1 protein-coding gene is annotated in these 23,970 nt (G+C 73.6%); it reads right to left on the bottom strand.

Features of this window, described 5'->3' with window-relative positions; all coding sequences use genetic code 11:
• A complete protein-coding gene (locus tag BOQ63_RS40080) occupies positions 1-23,970 on the bottom strand; it encodes a non-ribosomal peptide synthetase (RefSeq protein ID WP_072655946.1) in 23,970 nt (7,989 codons plus the stop codon).

Below are 23,970 nucleotides of genomic sequence, written 5' to 3'. Positions count from 1 at the left end.
TCAGTCCTCCTGGTGGGAACGGATGGTGCTGTAGGTGTCGCCGGTCGCCCCGGCGATCCTGGCGGCGACGATCGGTCCGATCTGGGCCAGCGAGCCGGCCTGGGTCATCCGGTCGTGCCGGGTGGTGATCTCGTGGGATTCGATCCGGCCGGTGACGTACGGGCGCCAGGTCTCCGACCCGGCGTTGTCCTCGGCCCGGTCGATCGTGGAGTTGAAGAGCAGCAGGTCCCCGTCGTACCTGCCGGGGACGAAGTCGACCGCCAGCTTGGCATTGTTGATCATGATGTCGACGATGACCTCCACCTGCCGCTCGGACAGGCCCTGCAGCGCGCTGCCCCGCCGGTTCAGGACCTCGGCGACCTCGGCGTAGGTGATCTCCCGGTCGCCCAGCTCGTCCGGGTCGACGTCGAGCACTCCGACGAGCACGTCCCGCACGGTGGGCACCGGAGCGACCTCGAACTTCACGTCCTTCACCGGGTAGGCGTCGAGGACCGCCAGCAGCGCGGTCGGCTCACCGCGGGACTGCAGCTCACAGGCGAGCGCGTGGGCGATCAGCCCGCCTGCGGACCAGCCGAGCAGCAGGTACGGGCCCTCCGGCTGGATCTTCTGGACCTGGTCGGCGTAGTCGGCCGCCATCTCCTCGTAGGAGGTCGGCAGCGGCTCGGGGCGGCCGAGGCCGCGTGCCTGAATCGCGTAGACCGGGTGCCGGGGTGGGATGTGGTTCAGCAAACCGCTGTACGACCAGCTGATGCCACCACCGGGATGGATGCAGAACAGCGGCGTGCCGGTCCCGGTCGAACGCAGCGGCAGCACCACGTCCAGCGCGTCGTCGGGGTTGTCCATGACCAGGCGTTCGGTGAGCCCGGCCACGGTCGGTGCCTCGAACAGCATCCGCAGGCCCAGCTCCAGGCCGAGGGTCTCGCGAACCCGGGAGGCCAGGCGGGCGGCCAGCAGCGAGTGGCCGCCGAGGTCGAAGAAGCCGTCGTCGATGCTCACCTGCTCCCGGCCGAGGACCTCGGCGAACAGGCCGCACAGCAGCTGCTCCTGCGGTGTCCGGGGGCCGCGCCCGGCGCCCGTCGCGCCGTACTCGGGGGCGGGCAGGGCGGCCCGGTCCAGCTTGCCGTTGGCGGTCAGTGGCAGCGCGTCCAGGGTGACGAAGGCCGCCGGCACCATGTAGTCGGGCAGTTCGCGGCGCAGTCGGCCGGACAGCTCGCCCGGCTCGGGCGCCCCCTCGGAGGTGGGCACCAGGTAGGCGACCAGCCGCTTGTCGCCCGGCCGGTCCTCGCGGGCCACCACGGCTGCCTGGGCGACACCCGGGCAGCCCGCCAGGACCGCTTCGATCTCTCCGGGCTCGATCCGCAGGCCGCGAAGCTTGACCTGGTGGTCGGCGCGTCCGGCGAATTCCAGTGCGCCGTCGGGCCGCCACCACGCCAGGTCGCCGGTGCGGTACATCCGGCTCCCGGACGGCCCGTACGGGTCGGCGGTGAAGCGCTCCGCCGTCAGGCCGGGGCGGCCCTGGTAGCCGCGGGCCACGCCCGTCCCCGCGAGGTACAGCTCACCGACCAGGCCCGTGGGCACCGGGCGCAGGTGGTCGTCGAGGACGTAGGCGCGCATGTTCGCCATCGGCCCGCCGATCGGCACCGACGCGGCGTTTGCGGAGAGGGTGCGCACCGGGTGACAGGTGGCCAGGGTGGTGGCCTCGGTCGGCCCGTAGCCGTTGACCACCTCGATGCCGGGGCAGGCCGCCAGCACCCGGGCGGCGGCGGCCGGGGAGACCACGTCGCCGCCGGTCCACACCTCGCGCACCCCGGCGAGCAGGCCCGGGCGCTCCTCGGCGACCAGCCGGAACAGTCCGGCGGTCAGCCACAGTCCGGTCACCCCGTGGGTGGTGACAGTGTGCTGCAGCAGGTCGAGGTCGAGCTGTTCGGGCGGCGCGACCACGATGCGGCCGCCGCCCAGCAACGGGACCCAAAGCTCGTAGGTGGAGAGGTCGAAGGCCGTCGGGGAGTGCATCAGTACCCGCTCGTGTCCACCGCCGCGCCATTCGGGGGTGAGCGCGTGCCCCACCACATCACGGTGGGTGACGGCCACGCCCTTCGGCCGCCCGGTCGAGCCAGAGGTGTACATGATGTACGCCAATTGCCGCGGATCACAGGGGACTTCGACGGCAGACGAATCGGGCTCGGACTGCGTCAGGGCGGTCAGTACCTCCCGCGTGAGGATCAGGGCGGCCCCGCTCTCGCGCAGGATCAGGTCGATCCGGGAGGACGGGAAGCGCGAGTCGAGCGGTACGTAGGCTCCGCCCGCCTTGATGATCGCCAGGATCGCCACGACCAGTTCGGCCGAACGCTCCAGCAGCACCGCGACCGGTGTCTCCGGCCGTACGCCCTGGCGGACCAGGGCCCGGGCGAGCCGGTTGGAACGCAGGTCGAGCTCCCGGTAGGTCAGTTCGCTTCCGCCCGCCACGACGGCCACCGCGTCCGGCAAGGCCCGCACCTGGCGCGCGAAGAGCTCAGGCACCGCGGCCCGGGGCAGCTCGGCCGCCGTGTCGTTGAACTCGGACAACAGCCGGTGGCGTTCCGCGGCGGACATCAGGTCGATCCGGCTGATCGGCCGGTCGGGGTCGGCGACCGCCGCGCGCAACAGACGGGCCCAGCGTTCGAACAGCAGCTCCACGGTCGGCGCGTCGAACAGGTCGGTGGCGTACTCCACGGCGCCGACCAGGCCGTCCGGGGTGCCGTCCGGACGGAACTGCTCGGCCAGGCTGAAGGTCAGGTCGACCCTGGACGTGCCGGTCGGCGCCGCCAGGTGGCCGGTCTCCAGGCCTGCCAGTGCGAACTCGCCCACCGGCGCGTTCTGTAGGGCCAGCATGACCTGGAACAGCGGGTGGTGGGCCAGCGACCGCGCCGGGTTGACCACCTCGACCAGGTACTCGAACGGCACGTCCTGGTGGTCGTACGCGGAGAGCGCCTTCTGCCGTACCCGGCCGAGCAGTTCGGCGAATCCGGGGTTCCCGCCGGTGTCGGTGCGCAGCACCAGGGTGTTGACGAAGAAACCGACGAGTTCGTCGAGGGCCTGGTCGGTGCGCCCGGCGATCGGGCTGCCGATCGGGATGTCCGTGCCGGCTCCGAGCCGGGTGAGCAGCGCGGCGAGACCGGCCTGGAGCACCATGAACATGCTGGCCCCGCGAGCGGCGGCCAGGTCCCGGAGGGCCTGGTGCAGGTCGGCGTCCAGCCGGATCTCGACCCGGTCGCCGCGCTGGGAGGCCACCGGCGGCCGGGGCCGGTCGGCCGGCAGTTGCAGCTGCTGCGGGAGCCCTGCCAACTCCTCCTTCCAATAGTTCAGTTGCCGGGCGAACAGGCTGTCCGGGTCGGCGGAGTCGCCGAGCAGCTCGCGCTGCCAAAGCGTGTAGTCGGCGTACTGTACCGGCAGCGGGGACCACTGCGGGGCCTCGCCCTGGCAGCGGGCCGCGTAGGCTGCGGCCAGGTCGCCGGAGAGCGGGCCCATCGACCAGCCGTCGGCGGCGATGTGGTGCACCACGACCAGCAGCGCGTGCCGGCCTGGGGCGAGCGCGTACAGCTCCGCCCGGACCGGCGGTTCCACCGCCAGGTCGAAGCCGCGCTGGGCCGTCTCCGCCAGCCGCTCGGTCAGCTCGTTCTCGTCCGACTCGATCACCGGCAGCGCCGGGTACGCCTCCGAGGGGCTCAGCACGACCTGGTACGGCACGCCGTCGGTCTCTCGGAAGACCGTCCGCAGGCTCTCGTGCCGGGCCACCACGTCCGCGAGCGCGGCGTGCAGGGCCGAGCGGTCGAGCCGACCGGTCAGGCTCAGGGCAAGCGGCATGTTGTAGGTGGCGCTGGGCCCTTCCATCCGGTGCAGGAACCACAGTCGGCGCTGGGCGAAGGACAGCGGCACCTGTTCGGGCCGGGCCCGGGCCGTCAGCGCGGGACGCGCCGCTCCGGAGCCGTCCAGGCGGGCCGCCAGGGCAGCCACGGTCGGGGCCTCGAACAGCGTCCTGACCTCCAGCTCCGCGCCGAGGGCCGCCCGGGCCCGGGAGGCCAGGCGGGTCGCCAGCAGGGAGTGCCCGCCCAGATCGAAGAAACTGTCGTCGACACCGACCTGCGCCAGGCCCAGCACCTCGGCGAACAGCTCGGCGAGGAGCTGCTCCTGAGGGGTGCGCGGCGCCCGCCCCACCGCGAGCGGGCCGAGGTCGGGGGCGGGCAGAGCACGACGGTCGAGCTTGCCGTTGGCCGTCAGCGGCAGCGCCTCCAGCGCCACGAACGCCGAGGGGACGAGGTAGTCGGGCAGCCGGTGGCGTAGCCAGTCGCGGAGTTCACCGAGGAGGGCCCCGGTGCCCCGACTGCCGGTCGGACGGTTGGTCAGCGAGGACAGCGGCCTGCGGGGGGTTCCGGCCGGCCGGTACGCCTCGACCGGAGCGCCGCAGAGCGCCGACGGGTCGATGAAGACGACGTCAATGGCCTCGGCCGCGGTCGCCGACCAGGTGATGACCACCGAGCGGCCGAGTTCCGCGCCAAGGGCGTGGAAGTCCTCCGGGTCGGGGAGGTCGCCGACCTCCGGGGCGTGCAGCCGCTCCAGCAGCTCGGCGAGCGAGCCGTCGTCGTCCTGCACCGCCCGGGCCAGGGCTGCCTCCCGCGCCACGCGCCGGTTCGGCACCCCGGTGATCCGCAGCACCTCGGCGGCCGTCCGGGCGAGCAGCTCGCGCAGCTCGGCCGACCCGGCGACCTGCCGTCCCCACTCCAACTCGACGGAGCGCTCCGGAGCGGCCGGGGCGACCGGAGCCTTGTGCAGCGTCACGTCGTAGCGGTAGCGGGACAGCTCGTTGTGGTGGCGGCCGTTCTTGACCTCCACCGCCACCGCGCCGATCTCGGTGCCCTGCTCCCGCAGAGCGGTGAAGAAGTCCGGGTCGACCAGGAGCTCCTTCTCGACGCGGAGGGCCTGTTCCACGGCCCGGCGCACCGTTGCGAGGTCGGCGTCGGCCGTCCGGTGCAGTTGGACGGCGGTGGCCAGCGGGCGCAGCAGGCGCAGGTTGCGGACGTCGCCGACGAACAGGGCGCCACCGGGGGCGAGCAGCCGCGCCAGCTTCCCGATGACGTCCGCGAGGTAGTCGGCGGACGGGAAGTACTGCACCACCGAGTTGATGACGATGGTGTCGAACTCGCCGACCGGGAGCCCGTCGGTGTCGTGCGCCGGGCGGGTCTGCAGCACCACGCGCTCGGCCAGGTCCCGTTGCCCGGCCACCTGGGCGGCCAGGGCGTCGATCGCGGTGGCGGAGAAGTCGGTCGCCCAGTACGTCTCGCACTGCGGCGCGATCTGCGAGAGCAGCAGGCCGGTGCCGACGCCGACCTCCAGCACCCGGCGGGGGCGCAGGGCCAGGATGCGGTCGACGGTGGCGTCGCGCCACTCCCGCATCTGCTCGACGGGGATCGGGTCGCCGTCGTAACTGCTGTTCCAGCCCACGAAGTTACGGCCGAAGGCGGCTTCCCCGGGGGCGATGGGCAGGGCGTCGTAGATGTCCCGCCACTCGCCGACGTGGTCGGTTTCGAGGCCGTCGTCCCGGGCGATGTCCTGGCGCGGGACGACGTAGCCGATCAGCCGGTCGTCCTGGGCGAGGACGGCGGCCCGGACGACGGCGGGGTGCTCGGCGAGCGCCGCCTCGACCTCACCGGGCTCGACCCGGAAGCCGCGCACCTTCACCTGGTCGTCGGCGCGGCCGACGTACTCCAACTGGCCGTCGGCGCGGAAGCGGACCACGTCGCCGGTGCGGTACATCCGGGCGCCCGAGGGGTCGAACGGGCAGGCGACGAAGCGTCCGGCGGTCAGGCCCGGCCGGTTCAGGTAGCCGCGGGCCAGGCCCGCGCCCGCGACGTACAGCTCACCGGGCACGCCGGGCGGCACCGGCCGCAGCCGCTCGTCCAGCACGTACACCCGGGCGTTGACGATCGGCCGGCCGATCGGCGGCACGCCCGAGCCGGGCGCGAGCGGGTCGCTCATGGTCGCGCACACCGTGGTCTCGGTGGGACCGTAGGCGTTGACCATCCGGCGCCCGGGCGCCCAGCGGGCCACCAGCTCCGGCGGGCACGCCTCCCCCGCCACGATCAGCTTCGGCACCGCCACCGAGCCCTCCGACAGGGCTGCGATGACGGACGGCGGCACGGTCACGTGGGTGACCGCGAGGTCCGGGTCCGTCAGCGCGGCGACCGGATCCCCGGCCGGGGGCAGCACCAGGGCCGCGCCGCGCAGCAGGGCGGTGTAGATCTCCGACACCGAGGCGTCGAAGCTCGGCGAGGCGAACTGGAGCACCCGGCTGTCGGGATCGATCGCGAACCCCTCGATCTGCCCGGCCACCAGGCTCGCCACACCGCCGTGGGCGACCACGACGCCCTTGGGGCGGCCGGTGGAGCCCGAGGTGTAGATCACATAGGCCGGGTGCCGGACGTCGAGCGTGACCTTCGGATCGGTGTCCGGCCAGTCTCCTTCGCTCACCGCCGCCGGGTCGTCGATCATCAGCGCCGGACGGGCGTCCGCCAGCATGAGGTCGATCCGCGACCGCGGATACGCCGGGTCCACCGGCAGGTACGCCGCCCCGGCCTTCAGCACGCCCAGGACGGCCACCACGGCTTCCACCGACCGCGGAAGCGCCACCGCGACCAACTGCTCCGGCCCCACGCCCCGGGCGATCAGCGCATGCGCGAACCGGTTCGCCCGCGCGTTCAGCTGGCGGTACGTCAATTCCACATCGCCACGGATGAGGGCAACCGCGTCCGGCGTCGCCGCCACCTGCCCCTCGAAGGCCTGCGGCACCGGGACGGCGCCCACCTCGCGGGCGGTCGCGTTGCCTTGTTCCAGCAGCCGGTGCCGCTCCTCGGCGTCGAGGAGGTCGATGCCGCCGATCGGCTGCTCCGGGTCGGCGGTGACGGCCTCCAGCAGGAGCGTCCAACGCCGGACCATGGCCTCGACCGTCGAGCGGTCGAACAGGTCGGTGGCGTACTCCGCCGCGCCGACGATCCCGGCCGGGCTGCCGTCCGGGCCAAACTGCTCGACCAGGCTCAGCCCGAGGTCGAACTTGGCGGTTCCGGTGGCCACCGCGTAGGTGGCGACCTCCAGGCCCGGCAGCGAGAACCGGCCCATCGGGGCGTTCTGCACGGCCAGGATGGTCTGGAAGAGCGGGTGGTGGGACAGCGACCGGGACGGGTTCAGCACCTCCACCAAGTGCTCGAACGGCACGTCCTGATGCGCGTACGCCGACAGCGCCGTCTCCCGCACCCGGCCCAACAGCTCCACGAAGCTCGGATCACCGCTCGTGTCCGTCCGCAGCACCAGCGTGTTCACGAAGAACCCGACCAGTTCGTCCAGCGCCTCGTCGGTCCGGCCCGCGATCGGCGAACCGATCGGAATGTCCGTCCCGGCACCCAGCCGGGTGTACAACGCCGCCAGCGCCGCCTGCAGCACCATGAACAGACTGGTGCCGGTGCGCCGCGCCAACTCGGCCAAGGCGGCGTGCAGCTCGGGGCCGAGTTCCAGGCCGACGTGGTCACCGTACCAGCCGGCGACGGCCGGGCGCGGCCGGTCGGCGGGCAGCTGGAGCAGCTCGGGAAGATCGGACAGCTGCCGCTTCCAGTAGTCGAGCTGCTCGGTGAACCGGCTCTTCGGGTCGGTGGCGTCGCCGAGCAGGTCGCGCTGCCAGAGCGTGTAGTCGGCGTACTGTACCGTCAGGTTCGACCAGCTGGGCGCGCTTCCCTCGCTCCGGGCGGCGTACGCCTCGGCGAGGTCGCGGGCCAGCGGGCCGGTGGACCACCCGTCACCGGCGATGTGGTGCATCACCAGCAACAGCACGTGCTCGTCCGGCGCGACCGCGAAAAGCTCCGCCCGCAGCGGCGTCTCCGCCGCTAGGTCGAAGGGCCGCCGGGCGGACTCGGCGAGCCGCTCGTGCAGGTCCGTCCGCAGCACCTCGACGAGCCGGGCCCGGGGCCGGGCCTCCGCCGGGTCCAGGATCCGCTGGCACGGCACGCCGCCCACCTCGGGGAACACCGTCCGCAGGCTCTCGTGCCGGGCCACGACATCGGCCAGCGCCTCGTCCAGCGCCGCCCGGTCGAGCGTCCCGGTCAGTTGCAGCGCCAGCGGGATGTGGTAGGTCGCCGCACTGCCGTCCATGCGGTGCAGGAACCAGAGCCGGCGCTGGGCGAAGGACAGCGGCACCGCCTCCGGCCGCTCCCGCGCGGTCAGCGCCGGGCGGGCGCTGCCGCCCGATGCCAGCACCCCGGCCAGGCCCGCCACGGTGGGCGACTGGAAGAGGGCCCGCAATCCCAGCTCGACGCCGAGCACCGAGCGCACCCTGGCGGCCAGCCGGGTGGCGAGCAGGGAGTGTCCACCGAGATCGAAGAAGTCCTCGTCGACCCCGACCCGCCGGCGGCCCAGCACCTCGGCGAACAGCTCGCACAGGATCTGCTCCTGCGGCGTGCGCGGCACCCGGCCCGTCTCCGTGGCCGCGGCCTCGGGCGCGGGCAGCGCCGCCCGGTCCAGCTTCCCGTTCGGCGTCAGCGGCAACGCCTCCAGCAGCACGAACGCCGACGGCACCAGGTACTCCGGCAGGCGCCCGCGCAGGTACGCCGCCAGCTCCACCGCGGTCGCCCCGGAGCCGGCCACGGGAACGACGTAGGCGACGAGCCGGTCGTCCCGGGTGAGAACCGCGCCCTGGGCGACGGTGGGGTGCTCGGCCAGCGCCGCCTCGATCTCACCGGGTTCGATCCGGAAGCCGCGGACCTTCACCTGCTGGTCGGCGCGGCCGAGGTACTCCAGCTCACCGTCACCGCGTCGGCGCACCAGGTCGCCGGTGCGGTACATCCGAGCGCCCTCAGGCCCGAACGGGCAGGCCAGGAACCGCCCCGCCGTCAGGCCCGGACGGTTCAGGTACCCGCGGGCCAGACCCGGACCGGCCACGTACAACTCCCCCGCAACCCCCGGAGGAACGATGCGCAGGCCCTCGTCCAGCACGTACACCCGGAAGCCCGCGACCGCGCGGCCGATCGGCGGCACTCCGGAGCCCGGGGACAGCGGGTCGCTCATGGTCGCGCACACCGTGGTCTCGGTCGGACCGTACGCGTTGATCATCCGCCGCCCCGGCGCCCACCGCTCCACCAGCTCTGACGGGCACGCCTCCCCCGCCACCACCAGGGTGGCGGCCGTGACACCGGCGCTGTCCACCGCCGCCAGGGCCGAGGGCGGCAGGGTCACGTGGGTGATGCCGAGCCGCCCGTCCGTCAGGGCGTCCAGAGGGGCGTCCGCCGTAGCCAGGACGAGGGCAGCACCGCTGAGCAGGGCGCTGCACAGGTCCCAGAAGGAGGCATCGAAGCTGGGCGAGGCGGCCTGCAGCACCCTGCTGCCCGGCACCAGGCCGAGCCGCTCGATCTGTGCCGCCGCCAGGCCCGAAACGCCGGAGTGGCTGACCACGACGCCCTTGGGGCGACCGGTCGAACCCGAGGTGTAGATCACGTAGGCCGGGTGCCGGACGTCGGGCACCGGATCGGGATCCGTGTCCGGCCGGTCCGCGTCGGTCACCGTCGCAGGATCGTCGACCACCAGCACCGGCCGGGCGTCCTCCAACATGAAGGCGATCCGCGCCGGCGGGTAGGCCGGGTCCACCGGCAGGTACGCGGCCCCGGCCTTCAGCACGCCGAGGACCGCCACCACCGACTCCACCGAGCGCGGCAATGCCACCGCCACCAGTTGCTCCGGCCCCACACCCCGCGCGATCAACGAGTGCGCGAACCGGTTCGCCCGGGCGTTCAGCTCGCGGTACGTCAACTCCGCACCGCCGCACACCAGCGCGACCGCGTCCGGCGTCGCCGCCACCCGCGCCGCGAACAGCTCCGGCAGGCTCACCCCGGCCGTACCACCCTCGGCGTCGGGCAGCAGCTCGTGCCGCTCCTCGGCGGACAGCAGGTCGATCCCACCGATCGGCTGGTCGGGCGCGGCGGCGACCGCGGCCAGCAGCCGGGTCCACCGGGCGACCAGGGCCTCGACCGTCGAACGGTCGAACAGCTCGGTGCTGTACTCGACCGCACCACTGAGTCCGGCCGGCGCGCCGTCGGGCCCGTGCTCCTCCGCGAACCCGAAGGTCAGGTCGAGCCGAGCGGTCCCGGTGGGCACGGTCACCCCGGAGACCCGGAGCCCCGGCAGCTCGAAGTCACCCCCCGGCGCGTTCTGCACGACCAGCCCGGTCTGGAACAGCGGGTGGTGGGACAGCGACCGGGACGGGTTCAGCACCTCCACCAGGTGTTCGAACGGCACGTCCTGGTGCGCGTACGCCGACAGCGCCGTCTCCCGCACCCGGCCCAACAGCTCGACGAAGCTCGGATCACCGCTCGTGTCCGTCCGCAGCACCAGGGTGTTGATGAAGAAGCCGACCAGTTCGTCCAGGGCCTCGTCGGTCCGGCCCGCGATCGGCGAACCGATCGCGATGTCCGTTCCGGCACCCAGCCGGGTGTACAGCGCGGCGAGCGCCGCTTGAAGCACCATGAACAGGGTCGCACCCGAGCGACGCGCCAACGCCGCCAGTGCCGCGTGCAGTTCGGCGTCGATCCGGACTTCCAGCAGGTCGCCGCCGTACGACATGGCGGCCGGGCGGGGCCGGTCGACCGGCAGTCGCAGCTGCTCCGGCAACCCGGCCAGCTGCTCGCTCCAGTAGCCGACCTGCCGGGCGAACAGGCTGTCCCCGTCGTGCTCGTCGCCGAGGATCTCGTGCTGCCACAGCGTGTAGTCGCCGTACGTCACCGGCAACGGCGGCCAGGCGGGCGCACCGCCGCCCTGCCGAGCGGTGTAGGCGGTGGCCAGGTCGCGGGCCAGCGGGCCCATCGACCAGCCGTCCCCGACGATGTGGTGCATCACCAGCAGCAGCACGTGCTCGTCCGGTGCGACCGCCAGCAGCTCCGCCCGCAGCGGTACTTCCGAGGTCAGGTCGAAGCCGCGCACCGCGGCCTCGCGCAGCAGGGCGGGCACCTCGGCGTCGCCGGCCGCGCGGACTGTCAGCGGGACGGCGGCCTCGGTGGCGTCCAGCACCCGCTGGTACGGGATTCCGGCGGTGTGCGGGAAGACCGTGCGCAGGGTCTCGTGCCGGGCCACGACGTCCGCGAGCGCGGCGCTCAGCGCGGCCCGATCGAGGTCGCCGGACAACCGTAGGGCCAGCGGCATGTGGTAGGTGGCGCTCGGCGCCCCGAACTGCTGGAGGAACCAGAGCCGGCGCTGGGCGAACGAGAGCGGCATCGGTTCGCGGCGGGGCCTGGGCACCAGGGCCTGCCGCCCGGTGCGGGCGTCGTGCAGCCCGGCCGCCAGCGCGGCGGGCGTCGGGGCCCGGAACAGGGTGCGCAGCTCCAGCTCGACCCCGAGGGTGGCCCGGACCCGCGAGACCAGCCGGGTGGCGAGCAGGGAGTGCCCCCCGAGGTCGAAGAAGTCCTCGTCGACCCCGACCCGCGGACGGCCCAGCACCTCGGCGAACAGCTCGCACAGGATCTGCTCCTGCGGCGTGCGCGGCGCCCGGCCCACCACCATGGTCGCGGCCTCGGGCGCGGGCAGCGCCGCCCGGTCGAGCTTCCCGTTCGGCGTCAGCGGCAACGCCTCCAGCAGCACGAACGCCGACGGCACCAGGTACTCCGGCAGGCGCCCGCGCAGGTACGCCGCCAGCTCCACCGCGGTCGCCCCGGAGCCGGCCACGGGAACGACGTAGGCGACGAGCCGGTCCTCGCGGGCGAGCACCGCGACCTGGGCGACGCCCGGGTGCGCGGTCAGTTCGGCCTCGATCTCGCCCGGCTCGACCCGGAACCCGCGGACCTTCACCTGGTGGTCGACCCGGCCAGCGAACTCCAGCTCGCCGTCGGCTCGCCAGCGCACGAGATCGCCGGTGCGGTACATCCGAGCGCCCGCCGCACCGTACGGGTTGGCGACGAAGCGGCCGGCGGTCAGTCCCGGCCGGTTCAGGTAGCCGCGGGCCAGCCCCTCACCGGCCAGGTAGAGCTCGCCCAGCACCCCGGGCGCGACCGGTCGCAGCGCCGCATCCAGCACGTACACCTGGCAGTTGGCGATCGGACGACCGATCGGCACCGGCACCGGGCAGTCCGCGGGGTCGACCGGCAGCGGGTAGGCGGTGATCACATGGGTCTCGGCGGGCCCGTAGTGGTTGTGCAGCACCCGGCCCGGCCCACGCGCCTGGAAGCGGCGCACCGCCGCGCCGAGGCGCATCGCCTCGCCGGCCTGGGCGACCAGCCGGAGGGCCGGCAGGTCCAGCCCGGCCTCCTCGGCGGCCTCGGCCAACGCCTCCACCACCAGGTTCGGCGCGAAGAGCTCGCCGACCCGGTGCCGGTCCAGCCAGTGGGCGAACAGCTCGGCGCTGCGGCGCTGCTCCTCGGTCGGCACCACCAGCGTCTTTCCGTACAGCAGCGCGGACAGCACCTCCTGCACCGAGACGTCGAAGCTGATCGCGGTGAACTGCGCGGTGCGCGTGCCGGGTCCGCCGCCGACGGCCCCGTGGTGCCACTCCAGCAGGTTGAGCAGTCCGGCGGCGGGCATCACCACGGCCTTGGGGCGGCCGGTGGAGCCGGAGGTGTAAATGACGTAGGCCGGGTGCCGCGCGTCCACCGGGACGGCCGGGTCGTGCACCGGCTGCTCGTCGGACGGCGTGACGGCCGCGAGGTCGTCGAGCACGAGGGCGGGCCGCGCGTCCTCCAGCATGGAGGCGATGCGGGCGGTCGGGTAGTCCGGGTCGACCGGCAGGTACGCCGCGCCGGTCTTGAGCACCGCGAGGACGGCGACCACCAGCTCGGCCGAGCGCGGCAGCCGCAGGGCGACGACCTGCTCCGGCCCGACACCGCGCGCGATCAGCGCGTGGGCCAGGCGGTTGGCCCGGCGGTTCAGCTCTCGGTAGGTCACCACGGTGTCCTCGAACACCACGGCCTCGGCCTCGGGGGTCGCCCGGACCCGCGCCTCGAACAGCGCGGGCAGCGTGGCAGCGGGCACCGGCCGGGCCGTGTCGTTGCGGGCGACCAGAAGCTCGCGCCGCTCCTCCGCGGTGAGGACGTCGATCCGGCTCAGCGGCCGGTTCGGCTCGGCGACCACCGCCGCCAGCAGCCGCAGCCACCGGCCGACCAGGTCCTCCACCGTGGCCCGGTTGAACAGATCGGTGCTGTACTCGGCCCGCCCGACGATGCCCTCGGCCGGGCCGCCGGCACCGCCGCGCTCCAGCAGGTGGAAGCCGAGGTCGAACATCGCCGTGGGTGTCCGGACCAGAACGATCTCGGCGGTCACGCCGTCCAGCGCGAACTCGGTGCGGGGCACGTTCTGCAGCGCCAGCAGCACCTGGAACAGCGGCTGCCGGGCGAGCGAGCGGGAGGGGTTGAGGGCCTCGACGACGTGTTCGAACGGCAGGTCCTGGTGCGCGTACGCGCCGAGCGCGCTCTCCCGAACCCGCTGCAACAGCTCGGCGAAGGTCGGGTCGCCGCTGGTGTCCGTGCGAAGCACCAGGGTGTTGACGAAGAAGCCGACGAGGTCGTCCAGGGAATGGTCGGTCCGCCCGGCGATCAGGCTGCCGACCGGGATGTCCGTGCCCGCGCCGAGCTTGTCCAACAGCGAGGCCAGGGCGGCCTGCAGCACCATGTACGGGCTGGCGCCGTGCTCCCGACCCAGCCGCACCAGCCCGGCGTGCAGCTCCGCGTCCACTTCGATAGCGAGATGGCCGCCGGCATAGGAGGGGTTGGCGGGGCGGTGGCGGTCGGCGGGGAGCCGGATCTGCTCGGGAAGGTCCGCCAGCGTCCGCGTCCAGTAGGCCGTCTGGCGGGCGAACAGGCTGTCCTGGTCGGCCGGATCGCCGAGAAGCCGGTCGTGCCACAGGGTGTAGTCGGCGTACTGCACGGGCAGCGGCGCCCACCGCGGTTCCTCGCCCTGGCGGCGTGCCGCGTACGCGGTGGCTAGGTCGGCGGCCAGCGGGGCCAGCGACCAGCCGTCACCGGCGATGTGGTGCATCACGAGGAGCAACACGTGCTCGGTCGCCGAGAGCGCGAACACCTCCGCACGCAGTGGCGGTTCGGCCGCGAGGTCGAATCCGCGCGCTGCGGCATCCGTCAGGAGTTCCGGCAAGGCCGTCTCGTCGGCCGGAGTGACCGTCAGTCCTGGGCGCGCCTCTCCGATGGCCAGCACCCTCTGGTACGGCGCCCCGTCGACCGGTGGGAAGACCGTCCGCAGGGTTTCGTGCCGGTCGACGAGGTCGCCCAGCGCCGCCTCCAGGGCAGCCAGGTCCAGCGGTCCCGAGAGCCGCCACGCGAGCGGCATGTTGTAGACGGATTCGGCACCCTCCAACTGGCGCAGGAACCACAGCCGCCGCTGAGCGGACGACAGCGGCACCAGCGCGGGCCGCTCCGCCGGCTCCAGGGCGAGCCGGGCCCGGTCCGCGCCACCCAGCCCGGCGGCCAGGCCGGCCACCGTCGGGTTGCGGAACAGGGTGTGCAGCGGCAGCTCCACGCCCAGCACCGACCGTGCCCGGGCGACCAGCCGGGTGGCCAGCAGGGAGTGCCCACCGAGGTCGAAGAAGTCGTCGTCGGCGCCGACCTCGGAGAGGCCCAGCACCTCGGCGAACAGCCCGGCCAGCACGTGCTCCTCAGGGGTGTGCGGTTCCCGGCCCGCAGGCGCAGCGGTGGAGGCCGGCTCGGGCAGGGCGCGTCGGTCCAGCTTGCCGCTGGTGTTGAGCGGAAGGGCGTCGAGGGCGACGTACGCGGTCGGCACCATGTAGTCGGGCAGCCGCTCGCGCAGGTGCGCCCGCAGGTCCTCCGGCCGAAGCTCCGCCCCGGTGACGGGCACCACGTAGGCGACCAGACGCGGGTCCTCCGCCCGGTCCTGCCGGACGATCACGGCGGCCCGTACGACCTGCGAGTGCTCCGCCAGTGCCGCCTCGATCTCACCGAGTTCGATCCGGAATCCCCGGAGCTTGACCTGGTCGTCGGTGCGGCCGAGGAATTCCAGGTTCCCGTCCGGGTTCCAGCGCACCAGGTCTCCGGTGCGGTACATCCGCGAACCCCCCGGCCCGAACAGGTCAGCGATGAACCGTCCCGCCGTCAGCCCCGGCCGGTTCAGGTATCCGCGCGCCAGGCCGACGCCGGCGATGTACAGCTCGCCCGGCACACCGGCGGCCACCGGCTGCAGGGCGGCGTCGAGCACGTGCAGTCGGACGCCCCCGAGCGGTCGGCCGATCACCTGGTGCGGGCTCGACTCCATCGATGCGAAGACCGAGTCCACCGTGCACTCGGACGGCCCGTAGTAGTTCAGGGAGATCACTCCGTCGGCCGACCGCAAGCGCTCCCACAGCTGCTCGGGAACGCTCTCCCCGCCCATCGCGACCAGCAGCGGACGCCACTGCGGATGGTCCAACAGTCCGTGCGCCACGAGGACCTGCATGTACGACGGAGTGGCACCGACGGCATCAAGTCCGACCCGCGCGGCGTGGTCGAGGTAAGCGTCCGGGTCGGTCCAAGTCGCCTCGTCCAGAACGTGCAGCTCGTGGCCCGCGTAGAGGCACGACATCTGGTCGCAGGAGGCGTCGAACGACACGGACGTGGTCAGCCCCACCCGCAGCCGGTGCTTCGTCTGCTGGGGGTACATCAGGAGTCGCTGGTTGGCGAAGAGGTTCAACAGACCGCCGTGCGTGGACAGCACGCCCTTGGGCCGCCCGGTGGACCCTGAGGTGTAGATGACGTACGCCGGATGGCCCGGGTGGATCGCCACCGCCGGGTCCGTCGCCCGGCAGTCCGCAACCAGGGCGGCGGTCTCCGGATCGTCGACCACAAGCCACCCGGCGGAACCGGTCGTCGGCAGGCGGTCCCGGGTCCGGGCGTCGGTCACCACCAGGAGCGGTCGGGCGTCGTCGAACATGTACCCGATCCGCGCAGCCGGGTACTCCGGATCGATCGGGAGGTACGCCGCGCCGGTCTTCAGCACCGCAAGGATCGCCACCACCAGCTCGGCCGAGCGCGGCAGCGCCACCGCCACCAGACGCTCCGGCCCGGCCCCGCGCGCGATCAGCGCATTCGCCAGCCGATTCGTCCGGGCGTCCAACTCCGCGTACGTCAGCGAGGCTTCCGGTCCCACCACCGCGAGGGCGTGCGGAATCGCGCGCACCTGGGCCCGGAACAGCTCCGGCAAGCTCTCGGTGAAGGCCTGGGCCGCCGGGCCGGTGCCCAGCGCCGTCAGCTCCGCGCGCTCCTCGGCGGTGAGCAGGCCGAACCGGCTGAGCCGGCGCCGCGGATCGGCGACGGCGGCGCGGAGCAGCCGCTCCCACCGACCGATCATGGTCTCGACAGTGGCGGGGTCGTACAGGTCGCCGGTGTACTCGACGGACCCGTCGATCCCCTCCGGGGAACCGTCCTCCCCGAGCCGCTCGGACATGGTGAAGATCAGGTCGAGCTTGGCGGTCGTCGAGGTCGACGGCACGTCCTCGACGCGCAGTCCGGGCGGTGCGAAGTCGGCCCGGGGCGCGTTCTGCAACACCAGCATGACCTGGAAGAGCGGGTGGTGCGCCAGCGAGCGCACCGGGTTCAGCGCCTCGACCAGGTACTCGAACGGAAGGTCCTGGTGGGCGTACCCGGCCAGCGCGGTGTCCCGGACCCGTCCCAGCAGCTCGGCGAAGGTCGGGTCGCCCGAGGTGTCGGTACGGAACACCAGGGTGTTGACGAAGTAGCCGATCAGCTCGTCCTGTGCCTGGTCGGTCCGGCCGGCGACCGGGCTGCCGACCGGGATGTCGTCGCCCGCGCCGAGCTTGCTCAGCAGCGCCGCCAGCCCGGCCTGGAGCACCATGAACAGACTGGTGCCGTGCTGGCGGGCGAGTTCGCGCAGGCCTCGGTGCAGGTCGGCGTCGAACCCGGCGCGCACGGAACCGCCCCGGTGCGAGGCGACCACCGGGCGGGGCCGGTCGGTGGGCAGCTGGATGCGCTCCGGCAGACCGGCCAGCTGCCCGGTCCAGTAGTCCGCCTGGCGCGCGAACAGACTGTCCGGGTCGGCGGCGTCGCCGAGCAGGTCGTGCTGCCAGAGGGTGTAGTCGGCGTACTGGACCGGCAGCTCCTCCCACTGGGGCGCCTCGCCGCGGCAGCGCGCCGCGTAGGCAGCGGTCAGGCCCTGCGCGAGTGGCCCCAGCGACCAGCCGTCGCCCGCGATGTGGTGGAGCACCAACTGGAACACGTGCTCGTCCGCTGCCAGCTCGAACAGAGCGACCCGTAGCGGCACGTCGACCGCCAGGTCGAAGCCGCGGTCCTTCGCCGCCGCCATGGCGGCGGGCAGCTCGGCCTCGGTGGTCCGGCTCACGAGCAACTGCGGACGAGCTGCCGCCGCGTCCAGCACCCGCTGGTCCGGAACCCCGTCCACCGTGGGGAAGACGGTGCGCAGGCTCTCGTGCCGGGCCACCACGTCCGCCACGGCGGCCTCCAGGGCCCGCCGGTCCAGATCCCCGGACAGCCGCCACGCCAGGGAGATGTGGTAGTTCGCAGCAGCGCCCTCCAGCTGGTGCAGGAACCAGAGCCGCCGCTGCGCGAACGACAGCGGGACCCTCTCGGGGCGCTTACGCCGTGCCAGGGCGGTCTGCGCCGGCCCGGCCGCCACCAGGGCGGCCGCCAGGCCGGCCGGGGTCGGTGCCTCGAACAGGGTACGCAGCGGCATCTCCACACCGAGCGTGGCGCGGATCCGGGCGGCCAGGCGGGCGGCCAGCAGCGAGTGCCCGCCCAGGTCGAAGAAGCTGTCCTCGACACCGGCCGACGCCACGCCCAGGACCTCGGCGAACAGTTCGCAGAGGACCTGCTCCTGCGGGGTGCGGGGGGCACGGGTGGCAGCCGCCGGGGCGAGGTCGGGGGCGGGCAGGGCACGGCGGTCGAGCTTGCCGTTGGCGGTCAGCGGCAGCGCGTCCAGCGGCACGTACGCGGCCGGCACCATGTGCTCCGGCAGCAGCTCGCGCAGGTGCGCCCGAAGCGGGTCCGGCCGGAGTGCGTGCCCGGTGGCGGGCACCAGGTACGCGACCAGCCGGGTGTCGTCGGCCCGGTCCTGGCGAGCCAGGACGGCTGTCTGGGCGACGGCCGGGTGCGCGGCGAGCGCCGCCTCGATCTCGCCGAGTTCGATCCGGAAGCCGCGCACCTTCACCTGCTGGTCGGCCCGGCCGACGTAGCGCAGACCGCCTGCCGTGTCACGGCGCACCACGTCGCCGCTGCGGTACATCCGGGAGCCGGCCGGCCCGAAGGGGTCCGCCACGAACCGCCCAGCGGTCAGGCCTGGCCGGTTGAGGTAGCCGCGCGCCAGCCCGGGGCCCGCGACGTACAGCTCACCGGGCACGCCCGGAGCCACCGGCCGCAGACCGCCGTCGAGCACGTACGTCCGCAGGTCCGGCAGGGCCGTGCCGATCTGTCCGCCCGTCGTGCCGGACGCGCCGAGCGCCGCGTGGGTGACGTGCACGGTGGTCTCGGTGATGCCGTACATGTTGACCAGCCGCGGTGCGTCCTCCGGGTGCCGCCGGTACCAGTCCGCCAGTCGGGCGTGCTCCAGGGCCTCGCCGCCGAACACCACGGTCCGCAGGGCGAGTTCACGGCCCGCCCCGGCAGCCTCGGCGTCCGCCTGGATCAGCTGGTAGAAGGCGGAGGGCGTCTGGTTCAGAACGGTCACCCGCTCACGGGCGAGGAGTTCCAGGAACCGGCCGGGCGAGCGGCTGGTCTCGTGGTCCACGACGACCAGCCGGCCGCCGTGCAGCAGCGCGCCCCACAGCTCCCACACCGAGAAGTCGAAGGCGTAGGAGTGGAAGAGCGTCCAGACGTCCTCGGCGGTGAACCCGAACAGTTCCTCCGTGGTCCGGAACAGCCGCACCACGTTCCGGTGCGGGACCACGACGCCCTTCGGCTCGCCGGTGGAGCCGGAGGTGTGGATGACGTACGCCGCGTGAGCCGGGTCGACCGCGACCTGCGGGTCGGTGTCGGGCTGTCCGTCCAGGTCGGCGGTGTCCAGCAGCAGCCGGTCCACGCCGTCCGCTCCCGGCAGCTCGCCGGCCGTGCCGGTCGTGCCGGTCGTGCCGGTCGTCACCAGCAGCGCCGGCCGGCCGTCCCGGAGCAGGTAGCCGATCCGGGCGGCCGGGTACTGCGGGTCCACCGGGAGGTAGGCGCCGCCCGCCTTCAGCACGGCGAGCACCGCCACGACCAGCTCCGCCGAGCGCGGGATGGCCAGCGCCACCAGTTGCTCCGGTCCCACCCCCCGGTCGATCAGGGCGTGCGCGAGCCGGTTGGCACGTGCGTTCAACTCGCCGTAGCTCAGGGTGACTTCACCGTCGGTGAGGGCGACGGCGGCCGGATTCGCCCGAACCTGCCGCTCGAAGAGTACGGTGAGGCCAACGCCCGATGCGTCCTGCTCCCCCTCGGTGCCGGCCAGACCGGCCGGGAGAAGCGCGCGGAGTTCCTCGGCGGAGAGCACGTCCACCCGGCCGATCCGCCGGCCGGGATCGGCGGCCACGGCGCGCAGCAGCCGCAGCCACCGGTCGACGATCCCGGCCACAGTGGCCTCGTCGAACAGGTCCGTGCTGTATTCCACCACGCCCGAGAGACCGCCCCCACCGGGCTCTTCGCCCAGGATGAAGGTCAGGTCGCACTTGGCCGTCCCGGTGTGGACCAGCCCGGTCTCCACCCGCAGCCCCGGTAGGTCGAACGTGCCGAGCGGTGCGTTCTGCAGGGCGAGCATCGTCTGGAACAGGGGGTGGTGCGCCAGGGTCCGGGTCGGGTTCAGCGCTTCCACCAGGTGCTCGAACGGAACGTCCTGGTGCGCGTAGGCGGCCAGCGCGTCCGAGCGCACCCGGGCCAGCAGGTCGGTGAACGAGGGGTCGCCGGAGAGGTCGGTGCGCAGCACCAGGGTGTTGACGAAGAAGCCGACCAGGTCGTCCAGGGCCTCGTCGGTGCGTCCCGCGATCGGGGTGCCGATCGGGACGTCGGTGCCGGCGCCGAGCTTGCCCAGCAGGGCGGCCAGTCCGGCCTGGAGCACCATGAAGAGGCTGGCGCCGCCGTCGCGGGCCAGTTCGCGCAGGCTCTGGTGCAATTCGGCGTCGATCCGCACCGGCAGGTGGGCGCCCCGGTAGGACATCGCCGCCGGCCGGGGCCGGTCGAAGGGCAGCTCGATCTGCTCGGGCAGGTCCGCCAGTTGCTCGCGCCAGTATGCCAGCTGCTCGCTCAGCAGGCTGCCCGGGTCGGTGCCGTCGCCGAGCAGCGCCCGCTGCCAGAGGGCGTAGTCGGCGTACTGGACGGGCAGCGGCCTCCACTCGGGCTTCGCGCCCTCGCGACGGGCCGCGTAGGCCGCCGCCAGGTCCTGCGAGAGCGGCCGCGTCGACCAGCCGTCACCGGCGATGTGGTGCACCACCAGCAGCAGGACGTGCTCCTCCGGTCCGAGCCGGTACAGCTCGGCATGCAGTGGCGGCTCCTCCGCGAGCTCGAAGCCGTGCCGTGCCGCCTCCGCCAGCCGCTCCGGCAGGTCGTGCTCGCCGACCTCGGTCATCCGCAGCCGCGGCCTGGCCGCGTCGGGGTCCAGCACGTGCTGGCACGGCGCGCCGTCGACCACGGGGAAGGTGGTGCGCAGGCTCTCGTGCCGTTCGACCACATCGGCCAGGGCGGCCTCCAGGGCCCGCTGGTCGAGGTCGCCGGACAGCCTCAGAGTCAGCGGGATGTTGTACGTGGCGCCGGGGCCCTCCATCCGGTGCAGGAACCACAGCCGGCGCTGCGCGAAGGACAGCGGGACCGTCCCTGGCCGCTCACCCGCCGCGAGTGCGGGTCGGGCCCGGCCCGCGGTGTCCACCCTCGCCGCCAGTTCCGCCACCGTCGGCGCGTCGAACAGGTCACGCAGCCCCAGCTCCACACCCAACACGGACCGTGCCCGGGCGACCAGCCGGGTGGCCAGCAGCGAGTGGCCGCCCAGGTCGAAGAAGTCATCGTCCGCTCCGGCCTCCGGGACACCGAGCACCTCAGCGAACAACCCGGCGAGCAGGTGCTCGGTCGCGGTTCGCGGAGCGCGGCCGGTCGCCGTCGGCTGACGGTCGGGCGCCGGGAGGGCACGCCGGTCGAGTTTGCCGTTCGGTGTCAACGGCAGTGCGTCCAGCACAACGAAGTCGGCCGGCACCATGTGCTTGGGGAGCCGTTCCCGCAGGTGCTCGCGCAGCGCGGTGTCGGCCACCGCGGCGCCGGGCTCGGGGACGGCGTAGGCGACCAGCCGGGGCTCCTCCTCGGCGCGCACCACGACGGCGGCCCGGGCGACCTGCGGGTGCTCGACGAGGACGGCCTCGATCTCGCCGGGTTCCACCCGGAAGCCGCGGATCTTGACCTGGTCGTCGGTCCGGCCGAGGAACTCCAGGTTCCCGTCCGCGCCCCAGCGCACCAGGTCGCCGGTGCGGTACATCCGCGCTCCGGGCGGCCCGAACGGGTCCGCCACGAAGCGCCCGGCGGTCAGGCCCGCCCGGTTCAGGTAGCCGCGGGTGAGGCACTCTCCCGCGATGTACAGCTCACCCGGCGTTCCGGCCGGCAGTCGACGCAGGGCGCCGTCGAGCACGTACAGCCGCACGTTGGTGGCGGGCCGGCCGATGACGGGCAGCGGGGTCGATGCCACGGACGCGATCACGGGGTTGACGGTGCATTCGGACGGTCCGTAGAGGTTGAGGCAGGACACCCCCTCGGCCGCGCGCAGCTGTCCCCACAGCCGCTCCGGGACGGCCTCGCCGCCCGCCGCGACCAGCGCCGGACGCCGTCGCGGGCCGGTAAGGAGCCCGTGCTCGACCAGGAGGTGCAGGTAGGACGGGGTGGCTTCGACGTAGTCCAGCCCGCAGCGTGCGGCATGGTCGACGAAGGCGTCCGGGTCGGTCCAGGTCGCGTGGTCCAGGACGTGCAGCTCGTGGCCGGCGAACAGGGCGAGCAGTTGGTTCCACGACGCGTCGAACGACACCGATGTGCTCAGGGCCACCCGAAGCCGCTGCTGCCCCTTGAGCGCCTGTCGGAAGTGGACCTCCCTGAGGTCGGCGAGCAGGTTGAGCAGGCCGCCGTGGGTCGCTGCCACGCCCTTGGGACGTCCGGTGGAGCCGGAGGTGTAGATGACGTACGCCGGGTGGCGCGGGTCGACGGCCACCGCCGGGTCGGTCGCCGGGCGGCCGGCCATCAGGGCGGCAGCTTCCGGCGAGTCGAGCACCAGCCGCTCGAAGGAACCGGGCAGCCGACCCGCGCTGCGGGCGTCGGTCACCACCAGGGCCGGCCGGGCGTCGTCGAGCAGGTAGGAGATCCGCTCGGCGGGGTACTCGGGGTCGACCGGGACGTACGCCGCACCGGTCTTCAGCACCGCCAGGATCGCCACCACCAGCTCGGCCGAGCGCGGCAGCGCCACCGCCACCAGACGCTCCGGCCCCGCTCCCCTCGCGATCAGGGCGTGCGCCAGCCGGTTCGCCCGGGTGTCCAGCTCCGCGTACGTCAGCGAGACCTCGCCACACACCAGCGCGGTCAGGTCCGGGGTCGCCCGGACGTGTTCCCGGAACAGCTCCGGCAGGCTCGCGGCCGGGGCCGGCGCCACCGGCCCGGTGCCGAGTTCGGCCAGTTCGCGGCAGTCCTCGGCCGTGAGCAGGTCGATCCGGCCCACCGCCTCGTCCGGGTCGCAGTCCGCGACCGCGTCGAGCAGGCTGAGCAGCCTTTCCTGGTGCGCGGCGAGGTCGTCGTCGCCGTACGCCTCCGGCGCGCCGTGCAGCCGGAGGAGCGGAGGATTGCCGTCCCGGTAGTCGAACACCCAGACGGCGAGGTCGGTGGTCGACCCGGACACGAAGTGGTGCACCGAGGCGGGGTGCCCGGCGAAGGTCGGCCTGGCGTTGAAGGCCATGATGTTGACGATCAGCGGGAACGCCGTCCCGATGCTGCCGGGGGCGCCGAGGTCGCGCAGCAGGTCCTCGCTGCGGTAGCGCTCGTGTGCGACGGCCGACTCGACTTCCCGCGCCACCTGGGCGACGAGCTCGCGCCAGGGCATGTCCGGCCGCACGGTCAGCCGTAGCGGCACCACGTTGGACATCGTGCCGGGCACCGCCATCAGGTCGCGCCCGGAGCCCCTCCGGGCGGTGACGGGGAGGGCGAGCACCACGTCCTCCCCGCCGCTCAGCCGGTGGGCGTAGAGCGCAGCCGCCGCGACCACCAGGCGGGACCACCGGACCCCGGTCCTGCCCGCCGCCGCTCGCAGCGCGTCCGGGCTCCGCAGCTCCCGTTCCTCGGCCAGGCGCAGGGCGCGGTGCGGGTCGGTCGCGGCGCCGGCGGTGAGTCGGGTCGGCGCGGGAAGGTCGGCGAAGCGCGCGGTCCAGTAGGCACGGTCGGCGGTGAAGTCGTCGGACGCACGGTAGGCGGCGTCGCTGTCGACCAGGTCCCGTAGCGAGCCGAAGGGGCAGGGCGGCACGGCACCGCCCTCAACCAGCGCGGAATACACCTCGCCGACCCGCTGGCGGACCATGGAGCTGCTGATCGCGTCCAGCACCACGTGGTGGTAGTTCAGATACCACAGGTACTCGGTCGCGGACAGCCGGACCAGGGCGTGCCCGAACAGCGGGTCCCGCGCGAGGTCCAGCGGGCGCATCAGGTCCCGCCGCATCCACTCCACGGCTGCTTCCCGGGGTACGGGCTCCCCGCTGAGGTCCAGGTGCGCCGGCGCCCAGTCCCAGGTCGCGCGGAGGATCTGGCACGGCCCGTCGCCCTCGTCCACGAAGGTGACGTGGAGAGCGTCGACCTCGTCGACCACCCGGTGCAACGCCCTCTCGAACAGCTCCGGATCGACGGGCCCGTGGATCTCCACGCACTCACCGACGCGGTAGCCGGGGATGGGCGTCCGGGAGCGCTGCTCGGCGAGCCAGATCTCGCGCTGGGCGGCTGTCAGGGGAAGGACGTCGCCGTCGCGACGAGACAT

The sequence above is a fragment of the Streptomyces viridifaciens genome (assembly GCF_001888885.2).
In the GTDB taxonomy this organism is placed as follows: Bacteria; Actinomycetota; Actinomycetes; order Streptomycetales; family Streptomycetaceae; genus Kitasatospora; species Kitasatospora aureofaciens.
The sequence above is the reverse complement of the archived record's forward strand: the minus strand, read 5'-3'. Positions and strand labels throughout refer to the sequence as shown.

What these genes read in the sequence shown, in the direction of transcription:
- BOQ63_RS40080 (WP_072655946.1), bottom strand. Translation starts at nt 23,970, where the DNA reads ATGTCTCGTCGCGACGGCGACGTCCTTCCCCTGACAGCCGCCCAGCGC.